The sequence below is a fragment of the Candidatus Falkowbacteria bacterium genome (genome assembly GCA_018674305.1).
GTDB lineage: Bacteria > Patescibacteriota > Patescibacteriia > UBA11705 > JABHMO01 > JABMRF01.
Genome location: JABHAL010000001.1, coordinates 42080 through 67375, shown reverse-complemented (window position 1 = coordinate 67375; position 25296 = coordinate 42080). Strand labels below are relative to the sequence as shown.

Below are 25296 nucleotides of genomic sequence, written 5' to 3'. Positions count from 1 at the left end.
TTATGTTTGAACAAAAAAAGCAGAACAATCCTAATAAATCCGGCAAGGTTAAGTCCAATCAACCGGATAATATTAAACTGAAGAGACAAGTTCCGGGCTCCATGGTCAAGCGCAAGGCAGGGCCAACTTTAATTTCTGATGGTGTAAAAAAGAAAAATGGATTTATTAATTTTGCAGAAAGTTTTATTCGGTTATATCGTCTAATTTTTTTATTGGTTGTGATTATTGTATTATTGGCGGTGTCTTATGGTGGGTATTGGTTATATAAAGTTAATATCGTAGAGTGGCAAGGTCTAATTGAAAAAAAACAGCAAACCTTGGATATCAAGGAACAGGAATTAAACCAATTAAAATCTATCAAGGTTAGTTATGAGGATTTAGAAGATTCATCAAAAAAGATCTTGCAGGTTTTGCCGGACGAAAGAGATTTGCCTAGTGTTTTTGTGCAATTAGAAGCTTTAGCTTATAAACATAATTTGTTTTTGTCGACGGTTGATATTGCGGCTGAACAATCAACTGGCGAAGAAAAAAGGAAGAAGGACAAAGTTGAGTTGCATAAATTGGTTATTAACCTTAGCTTGTCTGGAGGTGATTATTTTACCCTAAAAAACTTTTTAAATGATGTAGAAAATAATTTGAGATTGCTGGATATTAGGTCAATTGTTTATTCACCAGAAGGCAATACCTACAATATTTCCATGAATACATATTATTTTGGCGAAGGTTATGCAATTACACAAGAAGAAGAGTAAGATTCCTTCAGTTATTATTTTAACTATAATAATATTATTACTTATAATATTTTTAGGGTTGGCTGAATTTTTGTATTTTCAACCAGCAGAACAGCAAATTGATATATCAAATGATGGGATTAGTATTGGTAGCAATAGCAGTAAGATTGAAAAGGAGTTTACTGCAATCAAGGAAGAATTATTGACCAACGAGGAGTTTATCAATTTACAAAAAAATGGTGATTGGCCATTGCAAATTGATTCAATTGAAAAAGAAATCAGTAATCCTTTTGATCCAACTTCTGAGATAGTGATCGAGATATTGGAAGAAGGGACTATAACAGAGTTAGTAGAGACAGAAGATTTAATGCCTGAAGTACCTGTTGTTGAATAATCATAAGAATAGTTTTGAATACAATTTAATTTTCTAATGTTAAGGGAAAACCAAAAAAATTTATTACACTTCCTGGTTGGGAAAAAGGCAATTAGGGAAATTCAGGAACAGGAAGTTGAGAATGTTCTAAAAAGCGCAAATGACAAAGATTTGCGCGAAATTTTAGTTAAGGGTGGGTTTGTGGATGCAGAAGTTTTAGCTCAGGCAGAGGCAGAGTTTTATAACCACCCATATGTTAATTTAATACTTGAAAAACTTACAGCGGAAGTGAATGATGTTTTACCTCGTAATTTAGCAGAGCAACATTTCGTCTTATGTTTTTCTAAACATGGAACAAAATTAAAATTAGCTTTAGCTAAACCAGAAGATTATGATGCTCGAGAAGCCTTGGATTTTTGGGCCTCCAGTAAAGGTTATACTGTGGAATACTATGTTTGCTCTCTTCATGCCTGGCAGGAGAAGTTTCAAAATTATAATGTGTTTGGAGAAGATGTGGCCAGCGCAGTTGATCAGGTTGAAAAAGAGCGCGAAGAAAAAAAAGACGAAGATGATCTGTCAACTGATAATATTGAGGAAGTCATTAAAAGAGCCCCAGTTGCTCAGATTGTATCAATGATTGTTAAGCATGCTGTAGAAAGTAGGGCTTCAGATATACATATTGAGCCGTTTGAAAAATCTTCCCGTGTTCGCTATCGCATTGATGGAATATTAACTACAGTTTTAACTGTTCCTGCACATGTTCATGATTCAATTATTTCTCGTATCAAAGTGTTGTCTAATTTGAAAATTGACGAAACTCGTGTTCCTCAAGATGGGCGATTTAAGTATAAATCTGGTAAACATGAATTTGATTTACGTGTTTCAGTTATGCCTTTGTCAGGCAAAGAAAAAGTGACAATGAGGTTATTGGATGTTTCTAGCAAGGCCCTGTCGCTAGAACAGCTTGGCTTTAGTGATAATATAATTGAAATAATTCACAAAGCACTAAAGCAAACTTTTGGCATGGTTTTAGTTACTGGGCCGACTGGATCTGGTAAATCAACTACTTTGTTTTCACTTTTAAGTATTTTGAACAAAGAAGGAGTGAATATTACAACGTTAGAAGATCCTATTGAGTATAATGTTCCAGGAATTAATCAAGCGCAAGTTCGTCCTGAAGTGAAATTTACTTTTGCGTCTGGTTTACGTTCTTTGATGAGGCAAGACCCCGATATTATCATGGTTGGTGAAATTAGAGATAGTGAAACTGCGGAAATGTCAGTACACGCTGCTCTGACAGGTCATTTATTGTTTTCGACTTTACATACTAATGATTCTATTGGTTCAGTTCCTCGTTTGGTTGATATGAAAGTAGAACCATTTTTATTAGCCTCAACTTTAAATTTAGTAATTGCTCAGAGACTGGGTCGGCGAATCTGTTCTAAATGCAAGGAAAAAACACCTTTACCTGAAGAAACGGCAAATAAAATACGCAAAGAGTTGGCTAAATTACCTCGTCGTCTATTGCCAAAAGATATTAATTTAGAAGGAGAATTGTCTGGATATAAGGGTAAGGGTTGTCCAGCGTGTAAGAATTCTGGTTACAGTGGAAGAGTTGTTTTTTCAGAGGTTTTACCTATTAATGAAAAAATGCGCTCTCTAATTGCTAATAATTTTCCAAAAGCCGAAGTCCTGAAGGAGTTGGCTGAGATTGGGGTAGTCAGTTTATTACAAGACGGAATTATAAAAGCGCTACAAGGCAGTACAGCTTTGGAGGAGGTCTTTAGGGTTAGCAAAGAAGTTGAAGAGCAAGAGTAAACACGTAGCACATAACACGTAGCACATAACACGTAACACATAATATGTAGCACATAACACGTAGCACATGACTTGGTGATTGATACGTGGTATGTGATCTATGATATGTGATAGTTTATGCCAATATTCAGTTATCGAGCACGAAAAAAACAAGAAGAAGATATATTTGAAGGATTAGTTGAAGCTGAGTCTGAAAGTTTGGCTGTGGACATTTTGGAAGAAAGAGGCTTCATGGTTTTATTTGTTGAAGAAAAAAAAACTGGTTTAGCAAATTTGGAATTAATGTTGGGTGGTGTTAAGGCAAAAGATTTAGTAATTTTCTCACGACAATTGTCAATTTTAATTTCTGCTGGCGTGCCTGTGGTTGAATCGCTGAAAGATGTTGTTAATCAAACCAAGAATAAAAAACTAAAAAAATCAATTGTTGAAGTGGCAACTGAGGTGGAAGGCGGAGTAAAGTTTTCTGAAGCATTGGCTAATCATCCAAAAGTTTTTGATAATTTTTTTGTTAATATTATCAAGTCTGGAGAAGTGTCAGGTCGTTTACAAGAAGTGCTTTTATATTTAGCCGATCAATTAGAAAAGGATTATGATTTACGTAGTAAAATCAAGGGCGCATTAATTTATCCAGCCTTTGTGGTTGGTAGTTTGTTTGCCATTGGCGTTTTAATGATGGTCTTTGTTATTCCTAAATTGACGGATATGTTGTCCCAAACTGGCGCCCAACTTCCTTTGGCGACAAGAATTTTGAAAGGGACAAGTGATTTTATGGTTAATTTTTGGTGGTTGGTGTTTTTGATAATTATTGTTATTATAATACTTGTATATTTTTATTCTAAAAGTGTTGTTGGTCGAAAACATATTGACAATATAAAGTTGCGATTGCCAATCTTTGGTAAGTTGTTTAATTATATTTCTGTTATTCGATTTTCTCTTGGACTGCGAACTTTAATGCTTGGTGGGGTTGATGTTGTCAGTGGTCTGGAAATTAGTTCTGCTATGGTTGGTAATGTTGTTTATTCTGATTTGATTGATAAGACACGAGAAAATATAGAGAGTGGCGGAGGTTTTGGCGAAATTTTTGAAAACAATAAATTAGTCCCTAAAATGTTACCTCAAATGTTGGATACAGGAGAGGCTACCGGAAAGATTGAAGATGTCCTAGAAAAAGTCAGCGATTTTTATACTCGTGAAGTTAATAATCTCATTTCAAATATGATGTCTCTGATGGAGCCATTTATAATGGTAGTCTTGGGCGTCGCAGTTGGTTTAATGATTACAGCGATAGTACTCCCAATGTATGAAATTTCAACAAATATGTGATAATATATATAAGTAGTTAAACAAAAGTACCTAAATTATAAATAACTTTAAAAAAAGTATGAAAAGAGTCAAAGGTTTTACTTTAATTGAACTTTTGGTGGTAATAGCCATTATTGGGTTATTATCATCGCTAGCAGTTGTTTCTCTTGGTAACATTAGAGAAAAAGCTCGTGATACTAAACGTCTTAGTGATTTATCTGCTGTACAAACAGCCATGGCCTTAGTTCAAGAAGAATATGGGTTTGAAGGTGTTGCTGATTGTGATCCAGGGGATGCTATGCATACTTGTACGGGCGGAACTTTAGAGGAATTTTTACCAGGAGTTGCAACTTTAAAAGATCCTTTGGGTGATACTGTTTGTACTGTTGCGACTTGTAATAAAGCGTGTGATTACACACCTATTGAAGTCGATGATTATGATTGGGCAGTGCTATTCTATTTAGAAAATGGAGCTGGACAGTATGATGAACCAGGATGTTATATTCAAACAGAAAAAGGTGTATTTAAAAACTAATAAATAAATTTATGAAAAGAATTAAAGGGTTTACTTTGATTGAACTATTAGTCGTTATTGCTATTATTGGGTTACTCTCATCTTTGGCAGTTGTTTCTCTTGGTGATATTAGAGAAAAAGCTCGTGATACCAAACGTCTTAGTGATATGGATGCTCTTCAGACTTCCTTGCAACTTGTTAATAATGAATATGGCGGATTTGGAGCAGATTTGGGTTGTCCAAATGAGGCCCAGGATTATGGTGGAGCTTTTGTTCATCAGTGTGTAGGTGGAAATTTAGGAGAGTATTTAACAACCGTGGCAAACATGAAAGACCCGCTAGGTGTGGCAAGTTGTCAAAGTGATTGTACTAAGCCTTGTGATTATACTATTAGAGGAATTAATGATGATGAATTTGCAGTTTACTTTTATCTGGAAACTGGGGCTGGCCAATTCAAAGAACCTGGTTGTTACTTTTTGACAGACAAAGGGATTATAAAGAAATAACATAACAGAATAACTATGTTTACAAAAAGCAAAGGCTTTACTTTGGTTGAAATTTTGATAGTATTAGTTATTGTAGGGATACTCTTATCTGGATTAGTTTTGGTTTTAAGTGCAAAAGAAAAAGAATTAAGAGATTCTAAGCGAGTTAGTGATATGCAGGCTGTGCATAGCGCATTGGCAGTAGTGAAAAATGAGACTGGAAGTTTTCAAAGATCATACTGTCCTTTGTCATTTGTTAGTATGTGCGCAAATGTTGAGAATTCTGAATTAATCAAAGTTTTGCCAGAATTAAAATCAATTAACGATCCAAAAGTAAAAAATGTTAGTTGTGCTACACCAGATGCTTGTTTGAGTAAGGGCTGTAATTATACTCTTGTGAAACTGGAAGAAAATGATTATGAAATTTTGTTTAATTTAGAAAAGGGTTCAGGTCAGTATAATGAAGGTGGTTGTTACAAGGTGACACCAGACGGCATTAGTAAAAAGTAGAGGAGACATTAAAGTTTAGAATTCACGATTAAATAAAGTATGGATATTAAGCGTTGGGTAGTTTTACTCTCAATTATTGTGTTTTGCTTTGCAATTTACCAGGCAGCTGATGCTAAAACATTAGACACTGTTATTGTTGATTTTGATCAGTCGACACTGGAAAGAGGGTATACAGTTCAAAGTGTTGATAAACAGCTTTGGGTTCCAATTTTCCCAAATTTTCATCAGGGTAAACTATTAGTTAAAATTTCCAAGAATGATAATTTTAATGATTTACCTGAAAAGAAGAAAGCAGTTTCTGGGTTTTATACTTTTGATATTCGAAAAGATAAACCGGGGTTTATGGAACGTGCCCAGCTGATTGCGATGACTTATGAAAGTGATAATGACCTAGATAAGGCGATTTATTTTTATGATAATCATCAACAAAAGTGGCGAGAGCTTCCTTCAAAGATTGATTATGAAAATAAATTAATTCGAGCCAAAACAATTTTCCCATATGCGAAAGTGGCTGTTTTGGAAAATGATTCGAGCGCTTTAACTGCGCAGTCCGCAATCGTGGTTGATAAAGATTCCGGTAGTATCATTTTTCAAAAGAACATGAATGATGTGCGACCGATTGCTAGCATGACAAAATTAGTTTCCGCTTTAGTTTTTCTTGACCACAATCCTGGTTGGGACAAGGTTATGACTATGCAGAAGTCAGACTATGTAGGCGGAGCTACTCTCTGGGCAAAAGAAGGGGATCAGATTACAGTAAAAGATATATTTTACGCGACCTTGGTCGGTTCAAAAAACAATACTACTCACGTTCTCGTTCGAGCCACTGGATTGACACTGGATGAGTTTGTTCAGAAGATGAATGAAAAAGTAAGAGGATTTGGATTAACGAAAACTAACTTTGTTGAACCCACTGGATTAAATGAAAATAATATTTCTACCGCTTTTGAGATGGCCGCAATTTCGAAAAGAGCATTCAAGAATATTGATATTCTCAAGTCTACAACCACAAAGTGGTACAAAGTTGAACCGATAAACAAAGATGTAGTTTACTGGGTGAAAAATACTTGCATAAAGATTTTAGATCGAGATTTATATATTACGGGTTCTAAGACTGGCTGGACTGATGAGGCTGGTTATAATCTTGTCATGCAGGCGAAAGGATCTACCACGGAATTAATTGCCTTGGTGATGGGCGCCAAGATTCGGATGAATTATGAGGAAGTGTATAACTTGCTAAAAAAATATTTATAGATAGATTAAAATTAAAAAATAGCTGTAGTAGCTATTTTTTTATACACAATTGTTAAGTAGGGGAATTTTTGTTATACTTGAATTTGTATTTACTTTAATTTTTAACATTTACCTAATGTATGGAAGATGGTCAACAGCGTATTCAGGATTTATACAATGAAATCCAAGAAGCTAAAGGAAAAAAGAGAGAATTAACCATGGTTATCAAGGACGCCTTTGAAAACCGTAAGCAATATCAGGAGTTAATGGAAGAAATTGCAGAACTGAAAACCAAGAAAAAAGAAATTGAAACTGCTGTTCGCCATGAGTGTGCTAGTGAGTATAATGATGTAGAAGATCTAAAAACGGATATAAAAGATACTAAGCAAGTGATGTCAGATCTTATGTGGAACGAGCTTATGAAAAATAATAAAATTGAGATTGTTGATGAAAAAGATAATAAGTATTTACCAGATGTGATGGTGACCTTGAAAAAAGCAGGATAGTGTGATATAAAGAAAGACGCAATTAGCGTCTTTTTTGTTATAATATGGTTATGAAGAATGAAATTAAACAACGAGTAGCAGTAGGCATGTCCGGCGGTGTTGATTCATCAGTTGCTGCAGCATTATTAAAAGAACAGGGCCATGAGGTCATTGGTGTTTTTATGAAATTTTGGAGCGAGAATATTAAAGGTAAAATTAGAGAAAATATTTGTTGTTCGTTGGAGTCATCAGAGGATGCGAGACAAGTTTGTAATAAACTTGGAGTTCCGTTTTATGTAATTGATATGAAAGTTCCGTTTAAGAAAAAGATTGTAGATGACTTTGTTAATGAATATGAATGTGGTCATACTCCAAATCCATGTGTGCGTTGCAACCAATATATTAAATTTGAGGAATTGTGGAAGAAATTGAAACCAATGGGAGTTGATTTTGTCGCGACCGGGCATTATGCCCGGGTAGAGACAATTCATGAATTGTCTCTACCACCGCGCGCATTGTTACGCGCGGGTCGCGACAAAAACAAAGACCAGTCATATTTCCTTCATCAAATCCAGCAAAAACATTTAAAACATACTTTGTTCCCATTGGGAGATTACACTAAACCAAATGTTCGCAAGTTGGCAAAAAAATATGGTTTATCAACGGCTAGTAAAAAAGAATCACAAGAGATTTGTTTTGTTGCAGACGGCAAGGTTGGCGAATTTTTAAAAAGGTATATAAAATTTGAAAAGGGAAATATTGTTGACGTTGGTTCTGAAGATGTTCTTGGCCAACACGAAGGACTGCCTTTGTATACAATTGGCCAACGGAAGGGGATTGGTCTTGCCGGCGGTCCTTGGTATGTTGTTCAATTAGATAAAAAGAAAAACATCCTTTGGGTAAGTAAAGATGAAAAGGACTTGGATTCAAAAGAATTGATTGTGAGGTCGGTTAATTGGATTTCTGGTGAGCAACCAAAATTACCATTAAAATGTAAATGTAAAATTCGTTATCGAAGCGATTTTGTCGTAGCGACAATTCATGAATTGTCGCAAGGCAAATATCGGGTTGAATTCACAAAACCTCAGCGCGCCATCACTTCCGGACAGTATTGTGTTTTTTATAAAGGCGAGGAGTGCTTAGGTGGCGGTGTTATTGAGTAGCAAAATTACATAAATCACAACAAAGAGCTTGACAAGTTCTTTGTTTTTTATTTTAAAAGAAAGACCGCACACAATGTAGTATACGGTCGCCGGTAACTATATTACCGGGTTGTAGGTTTTTTTATGCTTCGATGGCCTTATTGATCGGAGGCCTTGCAATACCCTGTTCAGCTGCGAGGTTCGCGAAGTACAGTTCCTCGTGCTCTTTCTGAAGATCATCATTGAAAAGCGGATCCTCATCGCAAGCGCTGAAGAACTCCTTATTCTGCTTATCTTGCAGAATGTCGCGGTAAGCTTCCTCGTAAACCCGCTCAAACTCATCGTCGAACAGTTCCTGGGCCAGGATGGCCGTGGAGGCTGCGTTGGCAACCTTTCCAGCTGCCGCATTGGCAATAGCCGTTGCTTCGAGCCGAGCCTCTTTTTCTACCCGAGTTTCCTTTCTGCTAGACATCTTTCTGATCTCCTTCAAATGTTGTAGTTAAAAAGATAAGTTATCATTGTTTATTGATTTAACAGTATATCACAGATACTTAAGTATGTCAAGTTTTAGTTTATTCTAATAAAGAAAAAACCCCTTAATTTTATTAAGGGGTTAAACCAACAAGTCCCTAAGGCTCATGTTGGCGAGTTTTTTCACTGCATATGCAGTGAAAATGTTGCTACTAACAGAATTAATCTGTTAGTAGCTTTCTTTCGGTAGACTATGTCTACCAGCTGAGAACTACCACGAGACAAAAAAGAAAACTACCAAGAACCATGAAAAAAGACTGCAAAAGAACGAACAAGTGAACTAAGTGATGAATGATTTTTTCTTTTCTTTTCTTTTTCTAACTAATAATAACAAAATTTTATTTACCCACAACTTCGCCCTAAGGCTTTTGAAGAGTGGGGAGACACACGCTATTCATCACGTTCAATTGCATTATAGCATACTTTTTTAGATTAGTCAAGCTATGTTAGTTGATATGTACTAAAATTACAATAAAGTAGTCTCGTCGAGACAAAAGAAAAGGCCAGTGATATTGAATCACTGGTCCTTCGTAGATGTTAACTGCATGAATGGGTTTAGAGTCTCTAGATGTGTTAAGCCGACGCCCTAAGGCTTGTGTCAGCGACACACCGTCTTTGTGCATTTACTATAGCAAATATTGATGGATTTGTCAATACCATTGCGAAAAATAGCAATTTGCTGTATTATTTTAAATAGCTAATTATAGTTAATTTTCTAATATGACAACGAAGGAACTTAGACAAAAATACTTAGATTTTTTCAAAAGTAAAGGACATGAAATTATTCCATCAGCTTCATTAATTCCAGAAAATGATGCTACAGTTTTATTTACTATGGCGGGAATGCACCCATTAGTACCATTTTTAATGGGCGAAAAACATGCTAGTGGAACTCGTTTAGTTGATTCACAAAAATGTATTCGTACAGGCGATATTGAAGATGTTGGAGATAATCGGCATTTAACATTTTTTGAAATGTTGGGCAATTGGAGTTTAGGTGATTATTTTAAAAAAGAAGCTATTGAATGGAGTTGGGAATTTTTAACTTCCAAAGATTGGTTAGGTTTAGACCCTAAACGAATTTATATTACGGTTTTTCAAGGTGATGATTCAGCCCCTTTGGACGAAGAATCCGTTAAACTTTGGCAAGAGCAGTTTGCTAAAGTTAATATTACCGCCGAATTAGATAAAGAAGGTAAATGGACAAGTGAAAATGTGCGCATTTTTGCTTTGCCAGCAGAAGATAATTGGTGGGGCTTAAATATTGGACCTTGCGGACCATGTTCAGAAATGTTTTATGACACCCGACCAGAAGAAGGGTTCACTGAATTAACTTTTGATGAACTGGTAGATAACGGTAAGTTTTTTGAAGTTTGGAATGACGTGTTTATGGAATTCGATAAAGATGCGGCTGGTAAGTTAACTCCACTAGAAAAGAAAAATGTGGACACTGGCATGGGATTGGAACGCACGGTAGCGGTTTTGAATGGCGAAAAAGAAGTATTTGATATTGAAGAGTTTGCCGTTTTATTTGAAAAAATAAGTGAGCTTTGTGATAAAAAGTATGAGGACAATAAATCAGCTTTTCGCATTGTTGCTGATCATGTTCGAGCTGCAGCTTTCATTTTAGGTGATGAAAAGGGAGTTCAACCCTCAAATGTTGATCAAGGCTACATTCTTCGGCGTTTAATTCGTCGCGCAGTTCGTTATGGTAAACAGCTAGGAATTGAAGAAGTGTTTACATCTAAAATTGCTGAAGTTGTGATTAAACAAATGGCAGATGTTTATCCTGAATTGAAAAATAATAAAGATTTCATTATCAATCAATTGGTTTTGGAAGAAGAAAAGTTTGCCCATACACTTGAGAATGGATTAAAGCAACTTGGGAAATTGCAAGAAAGTAAAAAAGAAAAAAAGCAAGAAAGCAAAATTACTGGGGAAGAAGCATTTGATTTATTTTCTACTTATGGATTTCCTTTGGAAATGACTAAAGAATTAGCCGGCGAGCAAGGGCTTACAGTTGATGAAGTAGAATTTGAAAAAGAATTTGTAAAACATCAAGAGTTATCCCGCGCGGGTGCTGAACAAAAGTTCAAAGGTGGTCTAGCTGATCAGGGTGAATCAACCACGAAGTTGCATACTGCCACTCATTTACTGCAAGCAGCATTACAACAAGTTTTAGGCGAACATATTAAACAAAAGGGAAGTAACATTACTCCTGATCGTTTACGTTTTGACTTTACCCATGAAGAGAAGATGACAGATGAACAAAAAAAACAAGTTGAAGATTTAGTTAATGATTGGATTAAACAAGACTTGCAGATTGTGTGTGAAGAAATCCCCTATATGGACGCAAAAGAACGTGGTGTGGTTGGTTTGTTTGAAGATAAATATGGCGATGTGGTAAAAGTTTTCTCCATCGGTGATGTGAGTGCTGAAATGTGTGGCGGTCCGCATGTTGAACAAACTGGTGACTTGGGCCATTTTAAAATTAGAAAAGAAGAATCCAGTTCAGCTGGTGTTCGTAGAATAAAAGCGATTTTAGAATAACTTATAATATTATGTTTAAAGGTTTTGGGGAGCGCTCACCACAAAGACCCAGCATCCAAGAAGATCTAGAGCACCTAAAAGATGAGTTGCGATCTTTGCAAAGTAGTTTATCAAGAATTGAGGAGAAAATTAGAAAAGGCGAGGGGGATGTGGAAAAATTAGAACAAGAAAAACAAAGATTGCTCCGATTAATTGAGGAAATGAAACGACGCATTCGTAATAAGGAAAAAGATTTAGAAGCTCCAGAAACTCTGGATGAAAGAGTAACTAGGAAAATTGAAGGAGAACCCAATGTTGACCAAGATGAAAGGGATAGGCAAGAGAGAGAGGCACGTTTTGATGATTAAAATAAGAATTTAAGAAGAAGCCCCCATTAGGGGGCTTTTAGGTTATTTTACTTAAGTCCTTGACCCAGCTGTTCGCGAGCGGCGGGGTTGACATTTTTGTAATTAGTTGATATTATAATTAGTTATATTGAACTTTGACTATTTAAATGGAGGTTAAGCATGTCAGATTTACAAGCCGCTGCGGAAAATGAGTCATTGAGTCCAGAGTTTAAAGTAGTATTCAATGGTGGTAAAGAGGAGATGGATTCTGCTACAATTCCAGTTCAGATTGGACTGGGTGAAGAATTGTTAGCCAAGAACCCTACTCATATTTTATTGATTGAACAGTGCTTGGAAAAATCCGATAAGGTGGATCGTGATTATTGGAGGAATGATCGGGATTATGGTCGTCGTCAGCTGTTTCGAATTGCTGATGGTCTGCAGTTTCTGCAATTTCTGCGTGCTGGCAAGCATCGTCTTGGTGTGCTTGTTTTTTCTTTTCGTGACGATGACCAAGAGTATATAAAGGGGCTTTTAGAGCGTGATCGTAATGGCCGCTTTTATCAGTGCATTTCTTGGCAGGGTCTGGAGTTTTATCGATTATATGATCTTCCTCGGAGGTCAGTTGCTTCTAAGCTTGTTGAAGTGGAGGTGCCAGAAGCTTTATTTGCTAAAGAGCCAGAAACTAAGTTTAGCAAGTTGGTTTGGCACTATGTAAATTGGTTGCATTCAGAGCCGCCTCGTGATGAGTGTCAGTATAGACGGCGCAAGATTCTTTCAATACCTAAGGTCTTAGCTGTTCCTTGCTATTTGCTGTATTTACTGTTCACAGAAGTGATTGCCAAGTTGTTTCGCAGTTTGTTAATTATCTTTGGCTGTGCAGCATTTTTTATGGCCGGTTGGCGAACGATCTCTATTCGACGGGAAGTGTGGAATGTTCTTCGTGGTCGAGATGGATGGTTGAAAGCTTATTGGAGAGTGCATCCAGAAATTCGACTGCTATGGAGTAAGAGCGGATATCCTTATGAAAAACGTCAATATCTACCGTTTTCTCCAATTGGTTTTTTAGTCTGGGTCGGGATTATGACTCTGGCTGTTTGGTCTTTTGTGCAGGTGCCCACTCATGGGGAGGGTTTATACTGGTTAGGAAATTTTGCTTCAGGAGCAGGTGCTCTTGGTTTTACCTATTTCTTGATCAACTGCAAAATGCAATGGTCTGTTCGTTTTCGTTCTCGTGCTCTACAAAAGTGGAGCAAGTATACTAACTTGGTTAAGAAGTTTTTTCGAGCTATGGCTGTACAAAGACGAAAATCTCGTGAACAAAGAAAAAACAATGTTGCCAGGAAGACAGCAACCAGAAAAGAAGTTGACGGGAAAAAGCCTGAGAAAAAGAAAAAAGCCAAGGTGGTCAAAATGCCGCCAAAATCCAAATGGCAGATTGAGAGAGAAAGGGAGGAGGTAGCCCGCCAGGCGCATCAAGAGTTCCTTGCTTCTAACTATTCCATGGACCAAGTACCGGACAAGGTTGACCTGACCAAGCCGCCACCGGTTTACGGATCCAGAACTCACCGGATTGTTCAAAGGTTCCGAGTTGGTATGTGGGCTAAGAAAGGTAAATCTTGCCGGCCATTCCAACGTTAAGTTAAACACAAGACGTTCTTGATTCAAGAGCGTCTTTTTTTGTGCTATAATTAGATTAATGTTGGAAAATGAAAAACAACTGGTCAAAGATGCAGTACATGATCACCAGGCTTTTGGTGTCTTGTATGATTTTTATTTTGATAAAATTTACGGCTATGTATTTAAGCGTTGTGGTAAACGTGAAATTGCTGAGGATATTGTTTCAGAAACCTTTACCAAGGTTTTTTGTGGTTTAAAGAATTTTAATCCACGTAAAGGATCATTTAAGTCCTGGGTTTATAAAATTGCCACTAATAATTTAATTGATTATTATCGCAAAGAATTAAAAAATACAAAGGTGGATATTGAAGACATAACTGAACCAGCGGAAATTAAACAAACTACAGAAGAATATTTAATGAGTTTAGAAGATAAGAAAAAGGTTATGCAGATTATTCAGAAAATGTCCGGCCGTTATCAACAGGTGGTAAATTTGAAGTATTTCGCTGAATTGTCCAATCAGGAGATTGCCGAAACGATGCATATTTCAGCAAATAATGTGGGAGTTTTACTTTATCGAGCCTTAAATAAATTCAAAAGTTTACATAAATAATTTATGCAAAATTACAACAATAACAATAAAAAACGTAATAAAAGTGAAAATCATCCGTTACAGGAAGCAGAGAGTATGCTAAAAAAAGCACAATTTAAAAATGAGCCTGCTTCTGATGATTTTCGTTATGCATTAAAATCGAAGATCCTAGAAAAACGGCAGCAAAAAAAACATATGCTAAATTTTGTAAAAGGATTTTCTTCACTTTTTACTGTCAGGCGCTTATCTCCAGTTCTAGCTGTTCTGGTGATTTTTGCTTTACTTGTAACAGCTAGTCATTACTGGCCTGGCCAAGATTCACCTTTCAGTGAATTTTCTCGACTTATAATTAGTCCAGCATACGCGCAGGATAATTTTACAGTTGAGGCGACAGTTAGTGATAGTATTGGCGTTGAGTCGGACACTGCTTTTGTTATTAAAAGTAAAGAAGTCGTAGATTCAGAATTATTGGAAGAGAATATTCAGATCAAACCTGAATTAGAGTTTAGTTTTAAAAAAGTAAATGATCATGAGTTTAAGATTATTCCAAGTGAACCATTGCAACCACGAGTTGTTTATAGTGTTGTAATTTCGGCCTCTATTATGGCAGAAAGCGGTTTAACATTTGAACAAGATTATTCTTGGGCGTTTCAAACTAAAGACCAATTCAAAATTATCGGCTCTTTGCCTCGTGATAAAAGTTCTGGGGTACCACTTGATACAGGAATTGAATTTACTTTCAGTCATGACAATGTGGAAGAGTTTGCTAAACATTTTACAATTGAACCAAAGGTTGATGGAAGTTTCGAAAAGCATAAAAGAACTTGGGTTTTTGTACCCAAGAATTTAATGCCTGGTACTATTTACAGAATAATTGTAGACAAGGAGTTACCTTTGTCGGAGTCAGATGAAAAAATGGTAAAAGATTACACCCTGCAATTTGAGACCAGTCCATTGGTAAATTATAAGCGAGGTTCAAATAATAAACCTTACTTCATGATTATCGGTGATTATCTAGAATTTTCTCCAACTAGAGAGCCAGCCTTCAAAGTTTACGAACGAAATTTACTTGATAGTAAAATTAAGTTAAATGTTTATTCCTTGGCCAATGATACAGCTTATTTAGAGGCGCTGAAAAGTAGATATGATTATCCTGCTTGGGCAAGCTATAATCGCGAGTCTTCTTTGGTTGACACTAATACCCTTAGTCATATAACTGACTATGAATTGGAAGTTCGAGAAGTTAATTACAATAAGTTTATAGTTTTTCCAGAAGTATATGAACCGGGGTTTTATGTCATTGAATCAACTGTTCAGGACGTGAAAAGACAGACTTTTTTCTCAGTTAGTGAATTAGCAGTATTTTCTATGGTGTCTACCAGTGAAAGCCTAGTTTGGGTTAATAGTATTGTGGATAAAGGGTCAGTTCAAAATGCTGAGGTTAAAATAATTTCCAGTGGAATTACTAAAAGTACTGACGGTCAAGGAATTACTAAATTTAATACCGACACAGCTTTTGTTTTTAGCGAGGAAGATCGATATGAGACTGACTACTTGAGGGTTCGAAAAGATGGTGATGTAACTATTGTTCCTGTTAGTTTTTCTAAACAAGAGCAAAAAGAGTATTGGAAATATTTTTACACTGATCGAAATTTATTTCAACCTGACGATACTATTAAATTTTGGGGATTTGTAAAACCCAAGGATTCAAAGGGGATTGATGAAAAAGTTACAGTTGCTTTGCGGCAAAATAGTTATGCTCGTTATTATAATTATTATAATGAAGAAATAAGTTTGGCAGAACAAGAACTTGAAGTGTCTCCTGATTTTGTTTATTCTGGTGAGTTGAAGCTTGAAAAGTTAGTCCCGGGTTATTATTATGTGGACGTTAGACTTGGTGATGAGATTTTGTCTACTAAGTACATTAATATTCAGACTTACGATAAACCAGCATATCAAATCAAGGTTGAGCCAGAGAATAAAGTGATTTGGTCCGGAGAAACTGCAGTTTTTGATGTTAATGCGGAATTTTTTGAAGGTACTCCCGTGTCAGATTTAGTTTTAGATTATAGTTCCAGTAATAAGTCTGTGAAAGGAGAAGTCGAGGTTGACTTAGCTGGTGAGGCGCGTATCGAGGTGCCATCAGTCGCGACTAAGTGTACTTTAGAAAAAACATATTGTTCCAACATGCAAACAGTATACTTAAATTTGAATTCAACGCAACCGGAAGTGGCACAGATTAATCAAACAGCTTATGTCTATACTTATAACTCTCGTGTTTATACCAAGATGGAAGTTGCGCCAAAAGAAAAGAATTCATTAACAGCAAAAATAAAGGCCACAGTGAAAAAATACGATTTAGAGAAAAGGGCCAAAGGGAGTCTTTGGAGTGTTGTTGATGAGGAAGAAGTGGCGCCAAATACAGCTATTAAAGGTAAAATTATCCAAATAATTTGGCACAAGAATGAAATTGGTGAAGAGTATGATTATATTAATAAGGTCGTTAATAAAAAATACAAGTACGAAAAAGAAGAAAAAGTTATTCATGAGATGTCAGGTTTAACTGATGCCGCAGGTGAGTTTACTTATGAATTTGAAACTGAAGAAAAGAGTTATTACCAAATTCGCTTGATTGCCATTGATGAGCAAGGGAATAATTATTTATCCACTCAAATGTATGGCTCTTCATATTATGGCAATCCATATAGTTCCAATAATTACGAATATTATAAGTTGGCAATTAAGGGTGATAAAGTTAAGTTTAAGGTAGACGAGAGTGTGATTTTGGAATTCACAAAAAATAATGATATTTTATCTTCTCAGGAAAAGAAAGATTATTTGTACTACAAGATGCGACGTGGTCTAGTTGACTATTCATTGTCAACTGAACCAGTTTACGAATTTAACTTCAAGGATAGCTATATTCCAAATATTTATGTTAGTGGAGTTTGGTTTGATGGTGAGAAATATCATCAGAGCGGAAGTAACAATTGGTATAGTTCTAGCAGTGGAACATCAATCAGATATGATTATTCAGAAAAAGAATTAAATGTTGAAGTTACTTCAAATAAGGAGGAGTATGCACCAGGTGAGGATGTGGAATTAGAAGTTAAAGTTACTAATCAAAAAGGAAATCCGGTTGCAGCAACTTTGAATTTAAGTTTGGTTGATGAAGCCTTTTTTCAGCTGAGCGAAGATTGGGCAGATATTTTGGCCAGTGTATATCAGTTGGAAAGTGCTGGACTAAAAACGACTTATGCTTCCCATGAAGCATTGTCTTTGGCGCCTGATGCGAGTGGTATGGGCGGTTGTTTTGTGGCTGGTACCCAGATCAAGATGGCTGACGGCTCATACAAGAATATTGAAGAAATTCAGATTGGTGATGAGATCTTAACTTTTAGTGATCCGCTATCGAAGAAATTAGTTAGAGCTAAAGTGTTAAACACTTTTGAGCATACAGTTTATGGCTATTACCTAATTAATGGGAAGTTGCGGGTTACTCCTGAGCATAGAGTATTTGTTAATAATGGTTGGCAGATGATTGGTCAGTCTAAAGTAGGTGATTATTTATTAGATGAATTTGGTCAAAGAGTTAAAATTGAGAGCATTGAGAGATTCGGTCAAATGGTTGATGTTTATAATTTACATATTGAAAAATATCACACATATTTCGCAGAAGGTTTCTTTGTTCACAATGACAAAGGTGGAGCGCGAGAAGACTTTCAGGATACTGCTTTATTCAAAATGGCCAAGACTGATTTATTTGGTCGCGCAACTGTTAGATTTGAATTACCTGATAATATAACCTCATGGCGAATTACTACGCAGGCAATTAATAAGGATATTTACGCTGGTAGAGAGGTAACAGCCTTGCCGGTTAGTCTTCCTTTGTTTATAAACTCAACTTTACCAGATAAGTTTTTGGAAGGGGATTCTCCTGTTATGCAGTTACGAACATATGGTGAAACTTTAACTTCAGGTGATGTGATTGATTATGAAATTAGTTCTGAAGCATTAGACTTGAATAAAATAGTTAAACAAACGGAAGCTTTTGATGCTTTAAGCGTAGCGCTAGGGGAAGTTGGCGTTGGACAGTATGAAATTAGTTCAACTGCCAAAAAGGGTGAACTTGAAGATACCTTGATAAATAAATTTGCTGTGGCTGAAAGTTTGTTGACCAAAGAAGTGCAGGATTATTATAAGTATGAGTCAGGCGTGGAAATTTCTGGTTCGGCAACGGACAGAACAACTCTAGTTTTTATGGACGAGAGTATTGGACAGCTTTATCATCGACTACTTCGATTAAGTTGGCAGTACGGAGATCGGTTGGACCAGAGAGTTTCCAAAGTTGCCGCTCAAAAGTTATTTAAGCAGTATTTCAGTAAGGAATACAAAGTAGATAACTTTAATTCAGCTACTTATCAGGAGAGTAAAGGTGGTTTGACTTTATTGCCTTATAGTTCAAGTGACTTTGAATTGAGTGCCAAAGTTGCTTCAATTGCAGGGGCTGAATTTGATAAAGTTTCTTTGTCAAAGTATTTTTACACAAAACTAAATTCAGAAGAGTCTAGTCAGGAGGAAGTAATTATTTCCCTTTACGGATTAGCTGGATTGGGAGAGCCTGTGCTTTTGCCAATTCAAAATATTGCGACACTTGAAGATGTTACTGTTAAAGAAAAATTATATATTGCATTGGCAGCATTTGAGATCGGTGATCGTGAACTTGGTCGTAAACTTTATCTAGAGGTAATGAAAGAAAATGCTGAAGAATTAGATTCTTATGTCCGAATTAAAACTGGCAAAGATCAAGATGATGTTTTGCAGGCAACAAGTTTAGCTGCTGTGTTGGCAGCTGGTCTGAATGACCCATATCATAAAGGGCTTTGGTCTTATCTGGCAGATCACCGGACTAAAGATGTCTTGATCAATTTAGAAGAAGTTAATTATTTGACAAAGCGTCTGCCAACCTTGAATGTTGGGCCAGTTAGTTTCACTGTTAACGTTGATGGGAAAAAATACAAAAAAGAATTAGAAAATGGTCAAAACTTCAAGCTAGACTTATTACCTGAACAGTTGGCTAGGCTAAAAATTGAGGACGTACAAGGTGATATTGGCGTAACCAGTATTTATCAAGAAAAAGTAACTGATCAGGCATTTAGTCAGTATGTGTCAGTTGACCGTCAATATTATGTGGATGGTCAGCAGGTTAATCATTTTTCAGCTGGAGATATAATTGAGGTTCGTTTATATCCTCAGATTTCTGTTGATTCGGTCGATGGTTATTATCAAATAACCGATATTTTACCAAGTGGTTTGAAAGGCGTAACTAGACCTTACTCAATTGGTATTAGGAGTTGGTGTGGTCTACGTTATCCTTACGAAATTAATGATCAGAAGATAAAGTTTGGTATGAATAAGAATTGGCAACCGTGTAAAGGTCTAAACTACTTTAAGTACTATGCTCGAGTAGCTGCTCTTGGTGAATACCGAGCTGAGCCGGTAACTATTCAATCTAGTAATAGTCCATCAATAATTAATTATTCCAAGGCTGATAGTGTGCAGATCAAATAATTTATAAAGTTTAATAGTAAAAACCGCTCTTGAAAAAGGGTGGTTTTTACTTGAATAATCATTTATTTCATGCTACATTCAATTTGTAGTTAAATTACTAATAAAAAAGAGTTTATGTCTAAAAAATGTAAAGCCTGTAGTGCTCCAATTGAAGGATTTTGGGCAAAGATTTCAGGTCTTGCTGGAGTAAAAAAATCTGCAAAAAATCCAGATTATTGTAATAAATGTGAAGATAAGATTGGGGAAGAATCAGTCAAGGATCTTGATAGTGGTAAAGAGACTGCTAGACCAACTGCACCAACTATTCCAACATCAGCAGTAGCAGAGAGTGCCCCTGCAGAGAAAGTTGAAGAACCTGCGGTTTCTAAGGATGAAGATAAACAAGAAGAATGGGCTGAAGAGTTAAAGGAAGAGCAGATTGAAGCTATCCCACTTGAAGAAACTCCTGTTGAGGAAGACCTTCCTTCGCTTGAAGCTACGGAAGACCAAGGAAAAAAAGAACAAGCTTAAATACTTTAAAATACACTGCTTTTATCAGTGTATTTTTATTTGCGATAATAGTGATTCTTTGTTAAAATATTACAAAATGATGAATTGGTCGAAATAAGGCGAAAAAAGATAATGTTAGCATTTTTGTTATCTTCTTATCCCTTCTTCTTCCTTCTAGTCGCTCATGGCCGAATTAACTCCAATGTTAAGGCAATACAATGAAATAAAAGAAAAGCATCCGAATGAGTTGTTGTTTTTTAGGTTAGGTGATTTTTATGAATTGTTTGGAGAGGATGCAAAAAAAGCTTCAGCTATTTTGGATATTGTTTTGACTGCTAGGCACAAGGGTTCTTCAAATGAAATGCCCATGTGTGGAATTCCTCATCATGCTTTAGAAAATTATTTAGCTAAATTATTAAGAGCTGGTCAGCGAGTGGCTATTTGTGATCAAGTTGGTGACGCAAGCTTACCGGGTATTGTAAAGAGGGAAGTTGTGCAGGTCGTTACACCTGGTACGACTTTAGTTAACTCAACTTTAAATAATAAAAGTAATAATTTTATTGCCGCTTTGACTTTTCAGAAAAATACTTGGGGTTTGGCGATTGCAGATTTGACTACAGGTGAATTTCGAGTGGCAGAAGTATTGGATTTAAGTTTATTGAAGAATGAAATTTACCGGTTTGATTTTTCGGAAATAATAATTAACCAAGAGTTATTCAATGATACTCGGTATAAAGAATTTATAAGTTCTTTGTCCAATGTTAATGTTTTTCAATTGTCAGTTTTTCAAAAGGCATATGCACTTTTGATTAAACAGTTTAAAGTAAAAAATTTACAAAGTTTCGGTGTTGAAGAATTACCAATTGGTATTGAAGCGGCAGGATTGTTGCTGGGTTATTTAAAAGATACTCAAAAAAGTGATTTAAGTCATATTACCCGTATACAAAGATTTAGTTTTCAAAATTATATGGTTTTGGACGAAGCGACCGTCCGGAACTTGGAATTATTTCAAACTGCCAACACCGCTGGATATGAGGGAAGCTTACTTTCAGTTATTGATAAAACTGTAACCAGTATGGGTGGGCGACGTTTACGGCGCTGGCTGATATTGCCACTTTTGGACGAAGATAAAATAAACCGTCGACTGCAGGCTGTGGCCGAAATCAAAGAACAGACAACTGTAATAAAAAGTATTCAAGAAAAATTAAAACAAATCGCGGATTTAGAAAGATTAATTGGTCGGTTGGGTTGTGGGCGAGGCAGTGCTCGTGATTTAGTTTCTTTGAAAAAAAGTTTACAGATCGTTCCTGAATTAAAACTATTATTGCAAGATAAAAAAGCAGAATTGTTACAAAAATATCATAAAAACTTGGATCCGCTAAAAGAAGTAGTTGAATTTATTGATAAAATAATTATTGAGGAACCACCTGCTCTTATTACTGAAGGTGGGATGATCAAAGATGGTTATAGTCCTGATTTGGATGAGTTGAGAAAAATTTCACGTGGTGGTAAAGATTGGTTATTAGAGTTTCAGGCCAAGCAGGTTGAACGCACTAAGATTTCATCTTTAAAAGTAAAATTCAATCGAGTGTTTGGATATTATATTGAAGTTAGTAATTCCAATTTGAATCAAGTTCCAGAAGATTATACTCGTAAGCAAACTCTAGTTAATGCTGAACGATTCATTACACCTGAACTAAAAGAATACGAAGAAAAGATTTTAACTGCTGAAGATAAAATCAAAACCATGGAGTTGCAGATTTTTCAGGAAACTGTTGAAAAGATTATTAAATATTTTTCTGATGTGTTAGGTGTAGCTTCGATTATTGCTAAGTTGGATGTGTTAACCGGTTTTGCTTTACTGGCTAATTCAAATAATTATAATCAGCCTGAAATAACCAGCAATGGTGAAATTAATATTAAGGCTGGTCGGCATTCAGTAATTGAGGCAATTCAAACTGAGCGTTATGTTCCTAACGATTTGCAGATGGACCACAAAAAAAATGAGTTTCTTCTTTTGACCGGTCCGAATATGAGTGGTAAGTCCAGTTATTTGCGTCAGTCGGCTCTGATTTGTTTATTAGCACAAATTGGTAGCTTTGTACCAGTTGATTCAGCTCAGTTAGGTATTGTTGATCGAATTTTTACTCGAGTTGGCGCTTCAGATAATATTACTCAAGGTGTTTCCACTTTTATGGCAGAAATGCAGGAAGCTGCTAACATTTTAAATAATGCAACTAAGAAATCATTAATAATCTTGGATGAACTCGGACGTGGTACTTCCACTTACGACGGCGTTAGTATTGCCTGGGCAATTATTGAACACATTCACGATAAACTTGGCGCTAAAACAATTTTTGCTACACATTACCATGAGTTGACAGATATTATTGAAAAATTAGAACGCGCAGAAAATTATTGTGTGGCGGTTAGTGAAGAAGCGGGTAACGTAGTTTTCTTACATAAAATTGTAAAAGGCGCTACATCTGAAAGTTATGGTATTGAAGTTGCTAAGTTGGCAGGTTTGCCTGATGAAATGATTAGCAGGGCAACTGATATTTTGAATGGTCTGGAAAAAAAGACTGAGATTAAAGTTAGCAAAAAAGCTGAACAAAGCAGTTTGCCGTTATCTATTAGTCCACAAGAAGAAAAAGTCACCAAAGCTTTAGATAAAATTGATGTTAATAAAATGACACCGCTTGAAGCACTTCAAAAGATTGCGGAGTTGAAGGTTAAACTTGACGGTAGCAAGTAATTGTATTAAAATAAACCGAAACATGAAATTTAACAACTAGTGAGGAGTCAAAATGTTTGGTGCTTATTTTTGGTTGTTTGTGCCAGTATTTTTTCTTGGTTTATTTGTCGCTTTTATGGCGCGAATTATCAAGAGGTGGCGTATTCGCCGCGCAGCCGCAAGAGGCGAAAATATGTATTCGTGGCGTTCTCGTTAATATTAATAGCAGTTATTTATTTTCTTATGGAGGGAAAGATGAGAAAATGTATTGTTTTGTTATTTTCTTGCTTTTTAGTTTTCTTGATTAACGGTTGTGACTTGGTCGAAAAAAAACAAGCTGATACACCGTCAGCCGTAGTTGTTGAACAAACAAAAAAGAATCCTATTGTCCTTGCTTTTGAGCAAGGCGTTCAGGACCTTGAATTACTTCAGGAAAAGAATCCTTCGTACAGGAAAGCCATTGATACTTCCAAGACCTTCGAGGTCGCGTATGACCGTGCGAACAATTCGGAATTGGATCCTGTTGTTGCTCGTCGTTGTTTGCCGGGATTTTCGCTTGAGGAAGTAAAATCTCTTAGGACTGAAGTTCCAGATAAGATGAACTTGGTGTCAGCATTTGTTCCATGGTCGAAAGTTGAATTTATGGGATGGATGTATCAACCTGCCTTGACTGATTTATCGGACGTGCTTTGTCTGTTTAGGGATAAGGCTGACGGAAAAAAGTATTATTTGCGGTTGGGTTTTGTTTCGGAATCAGTAACACAGGAATGTGGCAGTTCGGTCAATGGTGTCAATGTGTATTTGAGATCTGTTGGCACTTTCAAGCAAGACACGAGAGAATTGATAGAGGACAAGTCTTTTGCGGATTATACTGTTGAACAGGCAGCCAAAATGTGGACGCTCAGCTATGTTTGCGTGGATGAAATCAAGGAACGTTATTCCGGCCCGACTGAAAAAGCCAAGGCGTTTAGAGAAAGCGAATATTAAGAGAAGTTTTTATTGAATTCAGTGCCCTCGTAATGCGGGGGCGTTTTTTTAATTATATTGACAAATTTTGAAAAGATGAATATAATAAACTGTAATTTGTTCATTCTAATATGGGGGAAGAAATGAGTGAATCTTGCAAAGATTGCAATGACAGAGCAAACTGTACGGCAAGACTGCAGGCTGTGGTAAATATGGCTGAACCTGACGATATGCTAAGTTCCTTGTTGGTTATTTTACTCATGCGTACGGATTTGCAAAAGGTGGCGATTCTGGCGCTTGAAGATAGAGCTTTGGCAGATAGGAGTAATGCGTCAGCCTTTGACAGTTTACGGTATCAAATGAAAACGTTCATTGAAACCCCGAAAACGTGCTCTGCTGTTAAGGCACGTCTGAAAAAGATTTTTTTGTCTGGCGCAGATGCAGAACAGCTCTACGTGGAGATGAAAAAAGACTATGAGCATATGCATTCATTTATTGAGTTGCTGTGTGAGTTTGACAGACCTGAGCTTGGAATGGAAGTTGCCAAGTGTTTGACTGATAGAGCTGAGCATATTGAAGTTCTGTATAACGCCGCCGTTTTTGATTTTATCAGAAGGCTTGGTCAAAAAGTTAATGAAGAACTACTCAGAATCCTAAAACGAGAAGGTTGTGACGCTGAGATCATGTTTGATGGTGGGGCTTGTCCTGGTTCTTCGGGAGGTGGTTCACCGTTTGTTCATTAGTTAAATTACCTAAGCATCGTAAATATACGGTGCTTTTTTTGTTTAACTTTACTTGATGTTGACAATAGTCTGGATATGTGCTATAGTGCTATATTGATAAATTATTATAATGATGGAGGAAAGGGATGATCGAAATGCGAAAGAAGTGTGAGAATTGCGAGAGTCGGCGAAGAAGTGGTTGTACTTCTATGTATGAACATTTGTTTAAAATCGGTTCTGTACAGCAATTGAGGGATGTACGAGACACTCTCATGGACAAGCGACCGGACTTGGTCAGGTTCGCGATTCAGGCGATTGAAGATCGGTTGTCGAGATTTGACCATGTCGACAGACGTGTCGCGGAAGCCTTGCGATTGGCATTCATGGAATCCCTGGTCGTCGAGACGGAAGTGATTTTGTCAGAAGATGACAAGAAGCGCCTGTCGGAGCGAGCTCATGAGGCAGTGCTTGCTCGGATTCCGGAAGAAAGAATCAAGCAAGATGTACGTCGGCGAATGTCATATTTTGGTGATGTCGCCGAGGACGAAGAAGATGGTGACGAATTTAACGGTTACCGTTGGTTGCAGTAGTTTTAACAAGGG

Annotated in this window: 22 protein-coding genes; 21 read left to right on the top strand and 1 reads right to left on the bottom strand. The window is 36.5% G+C overall.

All coding sequences use genetic code 11. The features are described 5' to 3' along the window. Positions 1–2: 2 nt before the first annotated feature. The 10 genes from pilO to mnmA all read left to right on the top strand — a co-directional run bounded on the left by pilO (position 3) and on the right by mnmA (position 8614). Entirely contained in the window at positions 3–752 is a 750-nt protein-coding gene (pilO, locus tag HN643_00365) for a type 4a pilus biogenesis protein PilO (GenBank protein ID MBT7500110.1), read from the top strand. After that, positions 727–1125: a hypothetical protein gene (locus HN643_00360; GenBank protein MBT7500109.1), complete on the top strand. Its 399-nt coding sequence runs from the start codon at positions 727–729 to the stop codon at positions 1123–1125. Before pilO ends, HN643_00360 begins: the two co-directional genes overlap by 26 nt. A 36-nt stretch (positions 1126–1161) precedes the next feature. Next, positions 1162–2922: a type II/IV secretion system protein gene (locus HN643_00355; protein ID MBT7500108.1), complete on the top strand. Its 1761-nt coding sequence runs from the start codon at positions 1162–1164 to the stop codon at positions 2920–2922. A gap of 117 nt (positions 2923–3039) precedes the next feature. After that, entirely contained in the window at positions 3040–4245 is a 1206-nt protein-coding gene (locus tag HN643_00350; GenBank protein ID MBT7500107.1) for a type II secretion system F family protein, read from the top strand. 58 nt (positions 4246–4303) lie between these two features. Beyond that, complete coding sequence (locus HN643_00345; GenBank protein ID MBT7500106.1) at positions 4304–4759, top strand: type II secretion system protein; 456 nt, start codon at positions 4304–4306, stop codon at positions 4757–4759. Between the two features lie 11 nt (positions 4760–4770). Beyond that, entirely contained in the window at positions 4771–5244 is a 474-nt protein-coding gene (locus tag HN643_00340; GenBank protein MBT7500105.1) for a prepilin-type N-terminal cleavage/methylation domain-containing protein, read from the top strand. Positions 5245–5259: 15 nt separating this feature from the next. After that, entirely contained in the window at positions 5260–5733 is a 474-nt protein-coding gene (locus tag HN643_00335; GenBank protein MBT7500104.1) for a prepilin-type N-terminal cleavage/methylation domain-containing protein, read from the top strand. 39 nt (positions 5734–5772) lie between these two features. Further along, positions 5773–6987, top strand: coding sequence for a D-alanyl-D-alanine carboxypeptidase (locus HN643_00330; GenBank protein ID MBT7500103.1), 1215 nt, complete (start codon positions 5773–5775; stop codon positions 6985–6987). Positions 6988–7106: 119 nt separating this feature from the next. Then, complete coding sequence (locus HN643_00325) at positions 7107–7472, top strand: hypothetical protein (protein ID MBT7500102.1); 366 nt, start codon at positions 7107–7109, stop codon at positions 7470–7472. 50 nt (positions 7473–7522) lie between these two features. After that, positions 7523–8614 carry a tRNA 2-thiouridine(34) synthase MnmA gene (mnmA, locus tag HN643_00320; GenBank protein ID MBT7500101.1) on the top strand — a complete coding sequence of 364 codons (1092 nt, stop codon included), beginning with the start codon at positions 7523–7525 and terminating at the stop codon, positions 8612–8614. Between the two features lie 121 nt (positions 8615–8735). Here the strand turns inward: mnmA and HN643_00315 are convergent, their stop codons facing one another. After that, complete coding sequence (locus HN643_00315; GenBank protein ID MBT7500100.1) at positions 8736–9065, bottom strand: hypothetical protein; 330 nt, start codon at positions 9063–9065, stop codon at positions 8736–8738. Between the two features lie 779 nt (positions 9066–9844). On the opposite strand from HN643_00315, the gene HN643_00310 reads away from it, so the two are divergent. From HN643_00310 to HN643_00260, 11 genes are all read left to right on the top strand, one after another. Continuing rightward, entirely contained in the window at positions 9845–11674 is a 1830-nt protein-coding gene (locus HN643_00310) for an alanine--tRNA ligase (protein MBT7500099.1), read from the top strand. Positions 11675–11685: 11 nt separating this feature from the next. After that, a complete protein-coding gene (locus HN643_00305; GenBank protein MBT7500098.1) occupies positions 11686–12021 on the top strand; it encodes a hypothetical protein in 336 nt (111 codons plus the stop codon). Positions 12022–12180: 159 nt separating this feature from the next. Continuing rightward, positions 12181–13641, top strand: coding sequence for a hypothetical protein (locus HN643_00300; protein ID MBT7500097.1), 1461 nt, complete (start codon positions 12181–12183; stop codon positions 13639–13641). Positions 13642–13699: 58 nt separating this feature from the next. Next, the gene (locus tag HN643_00295; GenBank protein ID MBT7500096.1) at positions 13700–14233 is read left to right on the top strand and encodes a sigma-70 family RNA polymerase sigma factor; all 534 of its coding nucleotides are present in this window, start codon (positions 13700–13702) and stop codon (positions 14231–14233) included. 3 nt (positions 14234–14236) lie between these two features. Beyond that, positions 14237–19783, top strand: a complete 5547-nt coding sequence (locus tag HN643_00290; GenBank protein MBT7500095.1) for a hypothetical protein — start codon at positions 14237–14239, stop codon at positions 19781–19783. A 114-nt stretch (positions 19784–19897) separates the two neighbouring features. Beyond that, a complete protein-coding gene (locus HN643_00285; GenBank protein ID MBT7500094.1) occupies positions 19898–20293 on the top strand; it encodes a hypothetical protein in 396 nt (131 codons plus the stop codon). Positions 20294–20456: 163 nt separating this feature from the next. Next, on the top strand, positions 20457–23027 hold the full coding sequence (mutS, locus tag HN643_00280) for a DNA mismatch repair protein MutS (GenBank protein MBT7500093.1): 2571 nt from the start codon (positions 20457–20459) through the stop codon (positions 23025–23027). Positions 23028–23079: 52 nt separating this feature from the next. Further along, positions 23080–23223, top strand: a complete 144-nt coding sequence (locus tag HN643_00275) for a hypothetical protein (GenBank protein MBT7500092.1) — start codon at positions 23080–23082, stop codon at positions 23221–23223. A 38-nt stretch (positions 23224–23261) separates the two neighbouring features. Then, positions 23262–23993, top strand: a complete 732-nt coding sequence (locus tag HN643_00270; protein MBT7500091.1) for a hypothetical protein — start codon at positions 23262–23264, stop codon at positions 23991–23993. Between the two features lie 110 nt (positions 23994–24103). After that, positions 24104–24715, top strand: a complete 612-nt coding sequence (locus HN643_00265; GenBank protein ID MBT7500090.1) for a hypothetical protein — start codon at positions 24104–24106, stop codon at positions 24713–24715. A 125-nt stretch (positions 24716–24840) separates the two neighbouring features. Further along, complete coding sequence (locus HN643_00260; protein MBT7500089.1) at positions 24841–25284, top strand: hypothetical protein; 444 nt, start codon at positions 24841–24843, stop codon at positions 25282–25284. Positions 25285–25296 lie beyond the last annotated feature (12 nt).

Coding starts and splice junctions, on each gene's coding strand:
- mnmA (MBT7500101.1), top strand. CDS start 7,523: ATGAAGAATGAAATTAAACAACGAGTAGCAGTAGGCATGTCCGGCGGT.
- HN643_00315 (MBT7500100.1), bottom strand. CDS start 9,065: ATGTCTAGCAGAAAGGAAACTCGGGTAGAAAAAGAGGCTCGGCTCGAA.
- HN643_00340 (MBT7500105.1), top strand. CDS start 4,771: ATGAAAAGAATTAAAGGGTTTACTTTGATTGAACTATTAGTCGTTATT.
- HN643_00290 (MBT7500095.1), top strand. CDS start 14,237: ATGCAAAATTACAACAATAACAATAAAAAACGTAATAAAAGTGAAAAT.
- HN643_00275 (MBT7500092.1), top strand. CDS start 23,080: ATGTTTGGTGCTTATTTTTGGTTGTTTGTGCCAGTATTTTTTCTTGGT.
- HN643_00285 (MBT7500094.1), top strand. CDS start 19,898: ATGTCTAAAAAATGTAAAGCCTGTAGTGCTCCAATTGAAGGATTTTGG.
- HN643_00345 (MBT7500106.1), top strand. CDS start 4,304: ATGAAAAGAGTCAAAGGTTTTACTTTAATTGAACTTTTGGTGGTAATA.
- HN643_00360 (MBT7500109.1), top strand. CDS start 727: ATGCAATTACACAAGAAGAAGAGTAAGATTCCTTCAGTTATTATTTTA.
- pilO (MBT7500110.1), top strand. CDS start 3: ATGTTTGAACAAAAAAAGCAGAACAATCCTAATAAATCCGGCAAGGTT.
- HN643_00310 (MBT7500099.1), top strand. CDS start 9,845: ATGACAACGAAGGAACTTAGACAAAAATACTTAGATTTTTTCAAAAGT.
- HN643_00325 (MBT7500102.1), top strand. CDS start 7,107: ATGGAAGATGGTCAACAGCGTATTCAGGATTTATACAATGAAATCCAA.
- HN643_00260 (MBT7500089.1), top strand. CDS start 24,841: ATGATCGAAATGCGAAAGAAGTGTGAGAATTGCGAGAGTCGGCGAAGA.
- HN643_00300 (MBT7500097.1), top strand. CDS start 12,181: ATGTCAGATTTACAAGCCGCTGCGGAAAATGAGTCATTGAGTCCAGAG.
- HN643_00295 (MBT7500096.1), top strand. CDS start 13,700: ATGTTGGAAAATGAAAAACAACTGGTCAAAGATGCAGTACATGATCAC.
- HN643_00335 (MBT7500104.1), top strand. CDS start 5,260: ATGTTTACAAAAAGCAAAGGCTTTACTTTGGTTGAAATTTTGATAGTA.
- HN643_00350 (MBT7500107.1), top strand. CDS start 3,040: ATGCCAATATTCAGTTATCGAGCACGAAAAAAACAAGAAGAAGATATA.
- HN643_00330 (MBT7500103.1), top strand. CDS start 5,773: ATGGATATTAAGCGTTGGGTAGTTTTACTCTCAATTATTGTGTTTTGC.
- HN643_00265 (MBT7500090.1), top strand. CDS start 24,104: ATGGGGGAAGAAATGAGTGAATCTTGCAAAGATTGCAATGACAGAGCA.
- HN643_00270 (MBT7500091.1), top strand. CDS start 23,262: ATGAGAAAATGTATTGTTTTGTTATTTTCTTGCTTTTTAGTTTTCTTG.
- HN643_00305 (MBT7500098.1), top strand. CDS start 11,686: ATGTTTAAAGGTTTTGGGGAGCGCTCACCACAAAGACCCAGCATCCAA.
- HN643_00355 (MBT7500108.1), top strand. CDS start 1,162: ATGTTAAGGGAAAACCAAAAAAATTTATTACACTTCCTGGTTGGGAAA.
- mutS (MBT7500093.1), top strand. CDS start 20,457: ATGGCCGAATTAACTCCAATGTTAAGGCAATACAATGAAATAAAAGAA.